Origin of the sequence: Streptococcus sp. oral taxon 431, from assembly GCF_023115445.1 — a bacterium.
GTDB lineage: Bacteria > Bacillota > Bacilli > Lactobacillales > Streptococcaceae > Streptococcus.
Map to the genome: position 1 here is coordinate 36,985 of NZ_JALDUI010000005.1, position 13,172 is coordinate 50,156.

12 protein-coding genes are annotated in these 13,172 nt (G+C 42.0%); 8 read left to right on the forward strand and 4 right to left on the reverse strand.

Annotated features, from left to right (window positions below; translation table 11 throughout):
• The 8 genes from M1R56_RS04445 to pyrE all read left to right on the forward strand — a co-directional run.
• Positions 1-706 (forward strand): SIALI-17 repeat-containing surface protein (locus tag M1R56_RS04445; RefSeq protein WP_248034750.1); only part of this gene is annotated, 706 nt, incomplete at its 5' end.
• Positions 707-1,195: 489 nt separating this feature from the next.
• Positions 1,196-1,897: an ABC transporter ATP-binding protein gene (locus tag M1R56_RS04450; protein WP_248034751.1), complete on the forward strand. Its 702-nt coding sequence runs from the start codon at positions 1,196-1,198 to the stop codon at positions 1,895-1,897.
• A 1-nt stretch (position 1,898) separates the two neighbouring features.
• Complete coding sequence (locus M1R56_RS04455; protein ID WP_248034752.1) at positions 1,899-4,604, forward strand: ABC transporter permease; 2,706 nt, start codon at positions 1,899-1,901, stop codon at positions 4,602-4,604.
• A 95-nt stretch (positions 4,605-4,699) separates the two neighbouring features.
• Positions 4,700-6,052 carry a UDP-N-acetylmuramoyl-L-alanine--D-glutamate ligase gene (gene murD, locus M1R56_RS04460; RefSeq protein WP_248034753.1) on the forward strand — a complete coding sequence of 451 codons (1,353 nt, stop codon included), beginning with the start codon at positions 4,700-4,702 and terminating at the stop codon, positions 6,050-6,052.
• Between the two features lies 1 nt (position 6,053).
• On the forward strand, positions 6,054-7,112 hold the full coding sequence (locus tag M1R56_RS04465; protein ID WP_248034754.1) for a UDP-N-acetylglucosamine--N-acetylmuramyl-(pentapeptide) pyrophosphoryl-undecaprenol N-acetylglucosamine transferase: 1,059 nt from the start codon (positions 6,054-6,056) through the stop codon (positions 7,110-7,112).
• A gap of 9 nt (positions 7,113-7,121) precedes the next feature.
• Positions 7,122-8,396: an FtsQ-type POTRA domain-containing protein gene (locus M1R56_RS04470; protein ID WP_248034755.1), complete on the forward strand. Its 1,275-nt coding sequence runs from the start codon at positions 7,122-7,124 to the stop codon at positions 8,394-8,396.
• A gap of 240 nt (positions 8,397-8,636) precedes the next feature.
• The gene (pyrF, locus tag M1R56_RS04475) at positions 8,637-9,332 is read left to right on the forward strand and encodes an orotidine-5'-phosphate decarboxylase (RefSeq protein WP_248034756.1); all 696 of its coding nucleotides are present in this window, start codon (positions 8,637-8,639) and stop codon (positions 9,330-9,332) included.
• Between the two features lie 39 nt (positions 9,333-9,371).
• Positions 9,372-10,004, forward strand: a complete 633-nt coding sequence (gene pyrE / locus M1R56_RS04480; RefSeq protein ID WP_248034757.1) for an orotate phosphoribosyltransferase — start codon at positions 9,372-9,374, stop codon at positions 10,002-10,004.
• Between the two features lie 60 nt (positions 10,005-10,064).
• On the opposite strand, the gene M1R56_RS04485 is transcribed toward pyrE, so the two are convergent.
• Genes M1R56_RS04485 through M1R56_RS04500 form a run of 4 tightly spaced genes read right to left on the reverse strand, consistent with a single transcriptional unit; the run spans position 10,065 to position 13,026 of the window.
• Positions 10,065-10,931 carry a cysteine ABC transporter substrate-binding protein gene (locus M1R56_RS04485; protein WP_248034758.1) on the reverse strand — a complete coding sequence of 289 codons (867 nt, stop codon included), beginning with the start codon at positions 10,929-10,931 and terminating at the stop codon, positions 10,065-10,067.
• Between the two features lie 18 nt (positions 10,932-10,949).
• Positions 10,950-11,708 carry an amino acid ABC transporter ATP-binding protein gene (locus M1R56_RS04490; protein WP_248034759.1) on the reverse strand — a complete coding sequence of 253 codons (759 nt, stop codon included), beginning with the start codon at positions 11,706-11,708 and terminating at the stop codon, positions 10,950-10,952.
• On the reverse strand, positions 11,709-12,386 hold the full coding sequence (locus tag M1R56_RS04495) for an amino acid ABC transporter permease (RefSeq protein WP_248034760.1): 678 nt from the start codon (positions 12,384-12,386) through the stop codon (positions 11,709-11,711). It lies immediately after the preceding gene.
• Positions 12,346-13,026: an amino acid ABC transporter permease gene (locus M1R56_RS04500; RefSeq protein WP_248034761.1), complete on the reverse strand. Its 681-nt coding sequence runs from the start codon at positions 13,024-13,026 to the stop codon at positions 12,346-12,348. Before M1R56_RS04500 ends, M1R56_RS04495 begins: the two co-directional genes overlap by 41 nt.
• Positions 13,027-13,172 lie beyond the last annotated feature (146 nt).

Consider the following 13,172-nt stretch of genomic DNA (forward strand, 5'->3'; position numbering starts at 1 on the left):
TGATGAAGCAGCACCAGTAGTAGAAGTCCCAGAATTCAAGGGTGGCGTTAACGCAGTCGAAGCAGCTGTTCATGAAGCTCCAGAATACACTGAAGCTATTGGCACAGCAGGCGATGAAGCAGCACCAGTAGTGGAAATCCCAGAATACACAGGCAGTGTGAATGGAGCAGAAGCAGCTGTTCATGAAGTTCCAGAATACACTGAAGCTATTGGTACAGCAGGTGATGAAGCAGCACCAGTAGTAGAAGTCCCAGAATTCAAGGGTGGCGTTAACGCAGTCGAAGCAGCTGTTCATGAAGTTCCAGAATACACAGGAGCTATTGGTACAGTAGGCGATGAAGCAGCACCAGTAGTGGAAATCCCAGAATACACAGGTGGTGTGAATGGAGCAGAAGCAACTGTTCATGAAGTACCTGAGTTCACTGGTGGCGTTCCTGGTGGAAAAGGGACTATTCATCAAGTTCCAGAATTCACAGGTGGTGTCAATGGAGCAGAAGGAGCAATCCATGAGGTTCCAGAATACAAAGATGAGCAGTCTCTTGTAGCTCTTACTATGTCACAAGATAAGACTTACCAAGCACCTGCAAGTCATCAATACAAACTCCCAGAGACAGGCACTAAAGAAAATGCTGGCCTTGCAGCCGTAGGTCTTGTAGGAGCATTACTTGGTCTCTTTGCAATGGGAAAGAAAAAAGAAGACGAATAAGGTGATGTAAAATCATCCAAGTCATAGAGAGTGGGACAGAAATCGGTAATTCGTTAGAATTCGATTTCGTCGTCCCACCTCCGCACAGTTGAGTAGGGCTGTAAAAGCTGATGAAATCAGCGTAGTAGAGCCCACTCAACCACTGCGTCTTGCTCGACAATCCAAAGACAATTGAGAGGCTAGGACTTTTGTCCCAGCCTCGATTATAAAAAGCGGACAAAACTAGTTTTCTGATGAACAGAATCTGGTCTTGTTCGCTTTTTTGGCTCATGAATCAATTGCAAAAGAAGATAAGAGATGATTTTCTACAAAAAGCAAACAGCAAACTAGAGGAATTGCCTTAGAAACAAGGTAAGTAAGCCAATAAGACTTGTTTTCAGCGATTTTAAGGAGTCTTAAAATCACTCTAATGTATACAGGGATAAGCTTTCTTTCTCTCCTCAAAAGAGTTATAATAAAGATGAAAATAGGAGAAGAGGAGGAGATAGGATGGCTTATATTGAAATGAAAAATAGCTATAAGAGGTATCATACTGGTGATACAGAAATCGTAGCTAATCGAGATGTCAACTTCGAGATTGAAAAGGGAGAACTAGTCATTATCCTTGGGGCATCTGGTGCAGGGAAGTCAACCGTTTTAAATATTCTAGGTGGTATGGATACAAACGATGAAGGGCAAGTCTGGGTTGATGGGACTAATATTTCTGACTATACATCCCATCAGAGAACCAACTATCGTAGAGATGACGTTGGCTTTGTCTTTCAATTTTACAACTTGGTTTCTAACTTGACTGCTAAAGAAAATGTCGAGCTAGCTTCAGAAATTGTTGCCGATGCCTTGGATCCAGAACAGGTTCTCAAGGATGTAGGTTTAGGCCACCGTCTCAATAACTTTCCAGCCCAGTTGTCAGGTGGTGAGCAACAACGGGTCTCTATTGCACGAGCCGTTGCTAAAAATCCTAAAATTCTCCTTTGTGATGAACCAACGGGAGCTTTGGACTACCAGACTGGTAAGCAGGTTCTAAAGATTCTGCAAGATATGTCACGAAAGAAGGGTACCACTGTTATCATCGTGACCCATAATGCTTCGCTAGCTCCTATAGCTGATCGCGTGATTCAGATGCATGATGCCAGTGTCAAGAGTGTTGTCCTCAATCCTCAACCACAGGATATTGATGATTTGGAGTATTGAGATGAAAAGAAAGACATATTGGAAAGACCTGCTCCAGTCTTTCACAGGTTCAAAGGGACGGTTTTTATCCATCCTAACTCTGATGATGTTGGGTTCTTTAGCCGTGGTTGGTCTCAAAGTAGCCAGTCCCAATATGGAGCGAACAGCATGGGATTATATTCAAAAAGCCAATCTGGCTGATATTACTGTCATAGCAGATTATGGTCTAGATCAGGCAGACCAGGCAGAATTGCAAAATCTTACGGGAGCAGCCGTAGAGTTTGGTTATATGACGGATTTGACTCTAGAAGGTAGCCAAGATGCCATACGAATCTTTTCAAATACTGATAAGATTTCAAAATTTCAAGTAACGGAAGGTCGTTTGCCTGAAAAAGAAGATGAATTAGCCTTGGCGGACTTTTGGAAAGATCGCTATCAGATTGGTCAAGTCATTCATTTGAGTCAAAAGAAGGGCAGCAATTCTCAGTTGAAGCGAGATAGTTATACCATTACAGGCTTTGTCCACTCACCAGATATTTTTTCAAAATCAGATATGGGGAGTTCAGTCAGTGGTAATGGAAATCTAGCAGCTTACGCTGTCGTAACTGAAGAAAATTTTAAGAGCTCTGTATACACGATTGCCCGCTTGCGTTTTGCTAGTCTAACAGATGTCAATCCTTTCTCTAGTGATTACGAAAAAAAGCTAGAGGAAGAAGAGGAGACTTTAAAGGAACTAGTTGCTGATAATGGACAAGCGCGGCTAGAGAAAATGAAGAAGGATGCCCAAGAGTCCCTTGATGAGGGCAAGAAACAACTAGACGAGGCAGAGACCAACTTGACAGCTGGCAAGAAACGCCTACAAGAAATCGAAACGCGTCTACAAGCTCAAGAAAATCAAGTGAGCCAACTACCAGAACCACAAAAAAGTCAAGCATCTAGTCAGTTAGAAGAAGCAAAAAAGCAACTGAAGCAGGAACAGGAAAAGCTGAGCCAAGCCGAAACAGATCTTACTAACGAAAAGGCTAAATGGCAGACCAGTCAGGATGAAGTCAATGCTCTGACAGAGCCAAGCTATCATGTCTACAATCGAAAGAGTTCTCCAACTGGTCAAGGTTATCTCATGTATAGTAACTCGGCCATGAGTATTCGTGCCGTAGGGAATATTTTTCCAGTTGTTCTCTATGCCGTAGCAGCCATGGTTACCTTTACCACCATGACACGATTTGTAGACGAGGAAAGGACCAATGCTGGTATCTTTAAGGCTTTAGGCTACCATAGTAAGGATATCATTGCTAAGTTTGTGATTTACGGTCTAGTTGCTGGTACTCTTGGCACCCTTTTGGGAATTCTGATTGGTCATTATGTCTTAGCACCCACAATCTCGCATATCATCACTGAACGAATGATCGTTGGTGAGAGTCAGCAGTATTTCTATTGGACCTATAGTTGCTTAGCTCTGGGTCTAAGCTTAGTAGCTAGCGTTTTACCTGCCTACCTTGTATCTCGCAGAGAGTTGCATGAAGAAGCAGCGCAATTATTACTACCCAAGCCACCAGTCAAGGGCTCAAAGATTCTCTTGGAGCGCATCACCTTTATCTGGTCTCATTTGAGCTTTACCCAAAAAGTTACAGCTCGCAACATTTTCCGTTACAAACAACGCATGCTGATGACTATTTTTGGGGTCGCAGGTTCAGTAGCCCTCCTCTTTGCAGGGCTTGGTATCCAATCTTCTGTGGTAGGAGTTGCTGACAGGCAGTTTAAGGATTTGCAACAATACCAGATGGTTCTCTCTGTCAATTCTCGAGCTTCAGATTCTGATAAGGCAAAGCTAGAAGAAAAATTGCAGAGTGATGAAGTTGAAAACTATCGTTTAATTTCTTCCAAACAGGTTGAGGAAAAGTATGCTGGCAAGGCAGGTGTTCAAACCGTGACCATCATGGTAACGGATCAAGATGATCTGGCTCCCTTTGTCCTCCTAGAAAGAAATGGGGAAAAACTGAGCTTATCTAACGGACTTGTTCTAACTGAAAAATTAGCCCAGTTGGCAGGAGTTTCCCTTGGTGACAACTTTACAATAGATGGGAAAACCTTTAAGGTTGGAGCCATTACCGAGCACTACGTAGGCCATTTTGTTTATATGAATCAGGCGACCTATGAGGAGATATATGGTCAAACTCCTAAGATGAATACCTATCTAGTCCAACTCAAGGATAAAAGTGAAGGCAATACTGAAAGAGTCGCAGGAGAATTTATGGACCAGGCGGCTGTCAGTGGCCTCGTTCAAAACGCCTCCACCATTCAGCTCTTTGAAAGTTTTGCTAATTCTCTGAATCACACCATGGCGATTTTGGTGCTGGTATCGGTGCTACTAGCCATCGTGATTCTCTATAATTTGACCAATATCAATGTTGCTGAACGGATTCGGGAACTCTCAACCATCAAGGTTCTTGGTTTTCATAACAAAGAAGTGACCCTTTACATATATCGGGAAACCATCCTATTGTCACTAATTGGAATGATTGTAGGATTGGTATCAGGCTTTTATCTCCATCAATTTCTCATTCAGATGATCGCACCCGGTACCTTCCGTTTTCAACCCAAGGTCGGCTGGGAAGTTTATCTCATCCCAGTTCTAGCTGTCAGTGTCATTTTGACCATCCTAGGAGTTTTTGTCAATCATTATCTCCGAAAGGTGGATATGTTAGAAGCCCTCAAGTCTGTAGAATAATTGGTAGAGGACAAAAACAAATAAGAAAGCCCTTTGTGGCTTTTTTATTTTCATAAAAATGGTAAAATAGTAAGAGTAGAAATGGAGTTCTAGATATGAAACGAATTGATCAATTTGAAAATAAGAAAGTATTAGTCCTCGGTTTGGCTAAATCAGGTGAGTCTGCAGCTCGTCTTTTGGACAAGCTAGGTGCCATTGTGACAGTGAATGATGGCAAGCCTTTTGAGGAAAATCCAGCAGCTCAGAGCCTTTTAGAAGAGGGTATCAAGGTTGTCACTGGTGGACATCCTTTGGAATTGTTGGATGAAGATTTTGCACTTATGGTAAAGAATCCAGGGATTCCTTATAGCAATCCGATGATTGAAAAAGCTCTAGAAAAAGGCATTCCAGTCTTGACTGAGGTTGAGTTGGCTTATTTGGTTTCAGAGGCACCGATTGTTGGTATTACTGGTTCAAATGGTAAGACAACGACCACAACCATGATTGGTGAAGTTCTGACTGTTGCAGGCCAAAATGGACTTTTATCAGGGAACATCGGTTATCCTGCAAGCCAGGTAGCTCAGACTGCGACAGATAAGGCCACCCTTGTCATGGAACTTTCTTCTTTCCAATTAATGGGAATCCAGGAATTCCATCCTGAAATTGCTGTTATCACCAACCTGATGCCAACACATATTGACTATCACGGTTCTTTTGAAGCCTATGTGGCAGCTAAGTGGAATATTCAAAGCAATATGACAGCGGCTGATTACTTAGTATTGAACTTCAACCAGGAATTAGCTAAAGAGCTTGCTACAAAGACAAACGCGACTGTAGTACCATTCTCAACCCTTGAAAAGGTTGACGGTGCTTATCTTGAAGATGGTCTTCTCTACTTCCGTGGTGAAAAAGTCATGGCAGCTGATGAAATCGGAGTTCCTGGTAGCCACAATGTGGAAAATGCTCTTGCAACCATTGCTGTAGCTAAACTTCGTGGTGTGGACAATGAAATCATCAAGGAAACCTTGTCAGCCTTTGGTGGTGTGAAGCACCGTCTCCAATTCGTAGACCAAATCAATGGCGTTAAATTTTATAACGATAGTAAGTCAACCAATATCTTGGCAACTCAAAAAGCCTTGTCTGGATTTGACAACAGCAAGGTTATCTTGATTGCGGGTGGTTTAGACCGTGGCAATGAGTTTGACGAATTGGTTCCAGACATCACTGGACTGAAGAAAATGGTCATCCTCGGCCAGTCTGCAGAGCGTGTGAAACGTGCAGCGGATAAGGCTGGTGTTGCTTATGTCGATGCGACAGATATTGCTGATGCAACTCGGAAAGCTTACGAATTTGCAGAAGAGGGTGATGTAGTTCTCCTCAGTCCTGCTAACGCAAGTTGGGATATGTATGCCAACTTTGAAGTGCGTGGAAATCTGTTCATCAACACTGTAGCGGAGTTAAAAGAGTAATATGAAAAAGATAGTATTTACAGGTGGGGGAACGGTTGGACACGTCACCCTCAACCTTTTGTTAATGCCCAAGTTCATCGAAGATGGCTGGGAAGTCCACTATATTGGTGACAAAAATGGAATTGAGCACCATGAAATCCTCAAGTCAGGTCTAGATGTCACTTTCCATTCTATTGCAACAGGAAAACTACGTCGTTATTTCTCATGGCAAAATATGGTTGACGTCTTTAAGGTTGCGTTTGGAATCCTTCAATCGCTCTTTATCATGCTACGTGTTCGTCCACAGGCCCTCTTTTCTAAGGGAGGATTTGTATCTGTTCCGCCTGTTATCGCGGCACGAGTCTGCAGAGTACCAGTCTTTATCCATGAGTCTGACCTCTCCATGGGCTTGGCCAATAAAATCGCCTATAAGTTTGCGACCAAGATGTACTCTACTTTTGAACAAGCGTCTAGTCTCACTAAGGTAGAGCACGTTGGAGCTGTGACCAAGGTTTCTGGCCTAATTATGGAAGAACCTGAAGAAATGGTAGATATCCGAACTTACTTCGATAGTAAGTTACCAACCCTTCTCTTTGTAGGTGGTTCTGCTGGAGCGCGTGTCTTTAACCAATTAGTTACAGACCATAAGGAAGAGCTGACTAGTCGTTATAATATCATCAACCTAACAGGGGATGCTAGCTTAAATGAACTAAGTTCAAACCTCTACCGTGTTGACTATGTGACGGAACTCTATCAACCACTCATGAATCAGGCTGATGTGGTCATCACTCGTGGTGGTGCCAATACGATTTTTGAACTGTTGGCCATGGCTAAATTGCATATCATTGTCCCTCTAGGGCGTGAAGCTAGCCGTGGAGATCAGATTGAAAATGCAGCTTACTTTGTGAAAAAAGGCTATGCAGAGGAGTTGCAAGAGAGCGATTTGACCTTGTCTACTTTAGAAGAAAAAGTAAGCAAGCTTTTGAACCACAAAGAAGACTACCAGATCACGATGAAGAATTCTCATGAATTAAAATCTGTGGCGGATTTTTATGCGCTACTAAAAAAAGATCTATCATAAGGAAAATCGATGTCAAAGGATAAGAAACAAGAGCCAACTCAAGGCAAGGAATTGTCAGAGTGGCAAAAACGAAATCAAGAATATCTTCAAAAAAAAGCTGAAGAAGAGGCCCAACTAGCCAAAGAAAAGGCCCAAGCAGATACCAATAAAAAAGAAGTTGCAAAAACTCTGGAAGAAGAAACCACCTTATCAGAGTGGCAGAAGCAGAACCGTGAATATCTGCGCAAAAAGGCTGAAGAAGAGACAAAGGAAGAACAAGAGTCAGACTTATCTGAAGATACTGAGGCAGAAGAGACCTCAGATTCTAATCCTGAAGAGCAGAAGGAGAGTGCAGAAGACCAGTCCTCTCCTGAGAATGAGGAGGAAACTACTGAGACAGAACAAGTAGAAGAAGAGGACGAAACATCTGAAGAAACAAAAGTAGAAGAAAAGAGATCTAAGTCTAAGAAAAAGATTGCTAATCCTTCTATTCCAAGTGTTCATATCTGGCGTGCTGTTACGATTCTAATCCCAAGTTTGCTTGTCTTGATCTTTTCCATCTATCTTTTGACGCCATACTCAACTCTGAAAAACATACAGGTTACTGGTACGGTAGAGACCAATGCAGACCAAATCAAAGAGGCTTCAGGGATTCGTGATAGTGACTATACCTTTAGTCTACTTCTCAATAAAGACAAACATGCTGAGATGATTAAGTCCAATCACTGGATTGAATCTGCTAGCATTCACTATCAATTTCCGACCAATTTCACCATCCAGGTCAAGGAATACGGGATTGTAGCCTATTATGTTTCTGGAGAGGACCATTATCCGATTCTTTCTAGTGGGACGGTGGAAACTAGTCCAGTTAGCCTAGTCAGTCTTCCAGAAACCTATCTATCTGTTCTCTTCAACGATGAACAGCAAGTCAAAACCTTGATTGAACAACTGGCTGAAATCAGCCCAGAGATTAAGCAAGCGATCAAAACGATTGAATTGGCTCCAACTAGTGTAACTAGTGATATGCTTAAGATTACCATGTATGATACGGATGAAGTTTTGGTTCCTCTATCAGAACTAGGTAAAAAATTGCCTTACTACAGTAAGATTAAACCTCAATTGACAGTACCAAGTGGTATTGATATGGAAGTTGGGATCTATAGTTATAGTTTGGCGGATAAGGCACTTGAGGACGAAAGAATCAAGGCCAAAGAAGAGGAGAAGAAAAAGCAGGAGGAAGAAAAGAAAAAACAAGAGGAACAGGGTAATCAAAATCAAACAACTCAACAATCACAGAGTCGTTAAGCTTGAGATGATTCTGTTGACTTGATGATGAGTCCTGTTTTCTACAAGTTCAATTACTGTTTTTTACTTGACAAGTACAGCTTTAAATAATAGAATAGTAAAAAACCTTTAAAGCGGTCCAGAGAGGCAGCTAAGGTTAGACGGTGAAAGGGTGAATTCTACCTATTTTTCGTGGAACCTTGCTGTAGGCAGGTTCCTTTTTTCATGCTCTCTTGCTGACAAAGGTAAAAGGAGAAAAGTATGCGCGAATCTCGTCCAGTTATTGCTCTTGATTTTCCAAGTTTTGAGGCAGTCAAGAAATTTTTAGCTCTTTTTCCAGCTGAAGGGAGCCTCTATTTAAAGGTAGGTATGGAGCTCTATTATGCTACAGGTCCGGAGATTGTTTCTTATTTGAAAGGCTTGGGACATAGCGTCTTTCTAGATCTCAAACTCCATGATATACCTAATACAGTCAAGTCAGCCATGAAGGTTTTGTCTAATCTGGGCGTTGACATGACCAACGTTCACGCAGCAGGTGGTGTTGAAATGATGAAGGCTGCGCGTGAAGGTCTTGGAAAAGAAGCCAAATTGATTGCTGTTACCCAGTTGACTTCAACTTCTGAAGAACAAATGAGAGACTTTCAAAATATTCAAACCAGTCTTCAAGAATCAGTCATTCATTATGCCAAGAAAACTGCTGAAGCCGGTTTAGATGGTGTGGTTTGTTCGGCTCAGGAAGTGAAACTCATCAAAGAAGTGACAAGCAAAGATTTTATCTGCCTGACACCAGGTATTCGTCCAGCAGGGGCTGCAGTTGGAGACCAAAAACGAATTATGACACCTGCAGATGCTTATCAGATTGGTAGTGACTATATCGTTGTCGGCCGCCCAATCACTCAAGCCACTGATCCAGTAGCAGCTTATCATGCTATCAAGGATGAGTGGAACCAAGACTGAAATTAAAGAAATAGATTATAAAAACAAAAGGAGTAGACCATGACACTTGCTAAAGATATTGCTAGCCATCTATTGAAAATTCAAGCCGTTTACCTCAAGCCAGAAGAACCCTTTACTTGGGCATCAGGTATCAAGTCACCGATTTATACGGACAACCGTGTGACACTTGCTTATCCAGAAACTCGTAGCTTGATTGAAAATGGTTTTGTGGAGGCCATCAAGGAAGAATTCCCAGAAGTAGAAGTGATTGCAGGAACAGCGACTGCAGGTATTCCTCACGGTGCTATCATCGCTGACAAGATGAATCTGCCATTTGCTTATATCCGCAGCAAACCAAAAGACCACGGTGCAGGAAACCAAATCGAAGGCCGTGTAGCTCAGGGTCAAAAAATGGTAGTTGTCGAAGACCTTATTTCAACTGGTGGTTCAGTTCTTGAAGCTGTTGCAGCAGCCAAACGTGAAGGAGCTGATGTTCTTGGAGTTGTGGCTATCTTCAGCTATCAATTGCCAAAAGCAGATAAGAACTTTGCGGATGCTGGTGTTAAACTAGTAACCCTTTCAAACTACAGCGAACTGATTCATTTGGCTCAAGAAGAAGGCTACATCACACCAGAAGGACTTGACCTCCTAAAACGTTTTAAAGAAGACCAAGAAAATTGGCAAAAAGCTTAAGGTATATAAAAATCAGGTAGTCACTAGGATTACCTGATTTCTTTTTATTCTCGGAAAGTATTAGTCAACTTTTCCACCTTCAACAACCAGGTCATCTGCTTTAGCAGCGTCACCGTAAGTTGGGTGGAGTGTTTTTTCATAGGCTTTGTGGAAGAAGTTTTCCTTACCTAATTTTTCGATTTCTTGGTTGATGTAGTCGAGTAGTTCTTGGTTACCTTTTTGAACTGCTGGTGCAATGGTATCTGGGTTACCAAGAGAAGTAATTCCTACTTCATATCCTTTATTTTCAAGGGCCCAAGCTAGAACTTCAGTATTGTCAGTAGAGAAGGCATCTCCGCGTCCATCAAGAAGGGCTTGATAGGCATCGCTATATTGGTCATATTTTTGAAGTTTTACTTCTGGGTGATTTTTCTCAAAGTAAGTTTCAGCAGTCGTTCCTTTTGTAACGATCAAGGTTTTGCCTTCAAGTTGCTTAACATCTGTAATTAGACCAGTCTTAGGTGACACAACACCGAGAGAAACTTTCATGTAAGGAAGGGCAAAGTCAACTTGTTTTTTACGTTCGTCAGTAACTGTGAAGTTGGCAAGGGTGATATCAACCTTGTTTGAAATCAAGTATTCAGCACGGTTGGCAGCATCCACTGATACATATTTCGGTTTCACACCAAGGTCTTGTGCTAATTGGTTACCAAGTTCGATATCGTAACCTTGGTAAGAACCATCGTTGTCAACATAACCAAATGGTTTTTTGTCTCCAAATACCGCGATTCGAAGTTCCCCACTTTTCTTAATTTCATCGATTGTGCGAGCCTTGGCAGTGGTTTTAACAGACGATGAACCAGCATTTCCGCCTGAACTACAAGCTGTGACAAAGATAAGAGCAAATGCTAGCGCAAAAACAGTTAGAATTGGTTTAAGTAGTTTCATAATAATCTCCTTTATTGATTATAGATATGAGCCAAACTGGCTAAAGTCAAAGACGTTTAAAAATTCTTGTGCTCGTTTCGTTTGTGGATTTGTGAAGAATTCTTGAGCAGTTCCTTCTTCAGCAATCTTCCCTTGGTCAAGGAAGATGATGCGATCCGCAATTGCTTGGGCAAACTGCATTTCATGGGTTACCAGTATCATGGTACGCCCTTCTTGTGCCAAGTCATTGATAAGCTCTAGGACCTCACGCACCATTTCTGGATCCAGTGAAGCAGTTACTTCATCAAAGAGGATAATTTCTGGATGCATGAGAAGTGCACGAACGATGGCTACCCGTTGCTTTTGTCCACCAGATAACTGGCGAGCGAAGCTATGTTTTTTGTCTAGAAGTCCGACACGTTCTAGTAGTTGTAGAGCTTCTTCCGTTACTTCTTTCTTGTCTCTTCCCTGAGCTTTGATAGGTCCTAGAATGAGGTTTTGTAGGACGTCTAGATGGGGAAAGAGTTCATAACTTTGAAATACCATGCCAATCTTTTGGCGAACTAGGTGAAAATCTTTCTGATTGCCAATAATGGACTGGCCATCCAGCAGGATATCTCCTCCTTGAATACTTTCTAAACCATTGAGGCAACGAAGAAGGGTGCTTTTCCCACAACCAGATGGTCCTAGGATGACGACAACTTCTCCCTTTTTGATATCTAGAGAAAGTCCTTGGAGGATAGGATTGTCTCCGAAGGATTTTTTTAGTTCCTTGATTTCTAAAATAGTTTCAGACATTTAGTTCCTCCAATGTTTTTCTAGATGAGTAGATAGTTTGGAAATAGGGAAACAAACTGCGAAATACAAGACTAGGATGGTTCCATATATCCAAAAGGAAGCGGTTGGGATGGTTAAGCGATTGCTATCAATGATTTGTTGTCCAACCTTGGTAACTTCAACAACTCCAATCAAAACAACCAAGGAAGTGGTTTTGATCATCCGAGTGACAAGATTGATGGCTTGTGGAAGTAATCTTCTCAAGACTTGCGGGATGATGATATGGTAGTAGAGTTGCACTTTAGTTAAACCAAGCGCTTGTCCGCTCTCAAACTGATGCTTAGGGAGGGAAGTGATGGCTCCACGGACCAAGTCCCCCATCTCAGCTGTTCCCCAAAGAGTGAAAACGATAATAGCAGAAGTCTCACCTGAGATATTGATATTAAAGTTTCGAGCCAAACCAAAGTAAACGATGAAGAGAAGCACCAGCTGGGGCATAATCCGGATAAATTCTAGATAAAAACGTGTCAAGAAGCGAATCACTCTAGAATGAGAGGTCATGATAATTCCCATCACCGTTCCGAAAATCATGGATAAGAAGACAGACAGGATAGAAATTCCAATTGTGACTCCCAATCCCTGTAAAATTCTCAGGAGATTATTTCCCTGAAAGAGTACTTGCATTCCCGAATCCTGCATGACGGAGCCTCCTTTCTATCCAGCTAAAGACTAGTGATATGGGTAGGAGCATGATAAGGTAAGCAACCACCAACATAGCCAGCGCAATGTCTGTCTCATAATAGAGGCCAATCAAATCCTTAGCAACGTACATAAGGTCAGCAAGGGCAACTGCCGAAAAGACAGAAGTTTCCTTGATGAGGAAAATAACATTGGCACTAAAGGATGGTAGAGCAACCGCAGTCGCTTGTGGCAGAACCACGTAGCGAAAGACCTGGAATGGTGTAAGCCCAATGGCTAAACCAATTTCATGCTGGGTTTGACTGACTGCTTCTAGCCCGCTTCGGAAAGATTCCGCCATGTAGGAACCACCTAAAAAAATCAGTCCCAGTGTTGCACAGACTTCTGAAGATAGGACAATCCCGATACGTGGAAGACCGAAGTAGAGAAAGAAAAGTTGTATCAAAAGGGGTGTGTTTCGTGACAATTCTATATAGGCTGTTGCCAACTGGGAGAAAACAGGAAGGCGGTAATGCCGGATGACGCTGACGATGAGCCCCAGCAAAAAAGAACCTAGAATTCCCCAAACTGCAATATGCAAGGTCAGAAAGAATGCCTCTTGATAAAGTGGTAGATATTGTTCAACAATAGACCAATCCAAACTAAAACCTCCCATCTAGAAATGATAAAAACATTGTAGCATTAAAAGGGAGCTTTGGATAATATGTATTTTCTATCACAATGATAGACAAAATCTATTGGAAAGAGAAATTTTTAAAATTTTTAGGAAATTTAATTGACAAATGT

Excerpts from the sequence above, each read along its gene's own strand:
- M1R56_RS04495 (WP_248034760.1), bottom strand. The coding sequence starts at position 12,386 with ATGCAGGATTCGGGAATGCAAGTACTCTTTCAGGGAAATAATCTCCTG.
- M1R56_RS04465 (WP_248034754.1), top strand. The coding sequence starts at position 6,054 with ATGAAAAAGATAGTATTTACAGGTGGGGGAACGGTTGGACACGTCACC.
- M1R56_RS04455 (WP_248034752.1), top strand. The coding sequence starts at position 1,899 with ATGAAAAGAAAGACATATTGGAAAGACCTGCTCCAGTCTTTCACAGGT.
- M1R56_RS04470 (WP_248034755.1), top strand. The coding sequence starts at position 7,122 with ATGTCAAAGGATAAGAAACAAGAGCCAACTCAAGGCAAGGAATTGTCA.
- pyrF (WP_248034756.1), top strand. The coding sequence starts at position 8,637 with ATGCGCGAATCTCGTCCAGTTATTGCTCTTGATTTTCCAAGTTTTGAG.
- murD (WP_248034753.1), top strand. The coding sequence starts at position 4,700 with ATGAAACGAATTGATCAATTTGAAAATAAGAAAGTATTAGTCCTCGGT.
- M1R56_RS04450 (WP_248034751.1), top strand. The coding sequence starts at position 1,196 with ATGGCTTATATTGAAATGAAAAATAGCTATAAGAGGTATCATACTGGT.
- M1R56_RS04485 (WP_248034758.1), bottom strand. The coding sequence starts at position 10,931 with ATGAAACTACTTAAACCAATTCTAACTGTTTTTGCGCTAGCATTTGCT.
- pyrE (WP_248034757.1), top strand. The coding sequence starts at position 9,372 with ATGACACTTGCTAAAGATATTGCTAGCCATCTATTGAAAATTCAAGCC.
- M1R56_RS04490 (WP_248034759.1), bottom strand. The coding sequence starts at position 11,708 with ATGTCTGAAACTATTTTAGAAATCAAGGAACTAAAAAAATCCTTCGGA.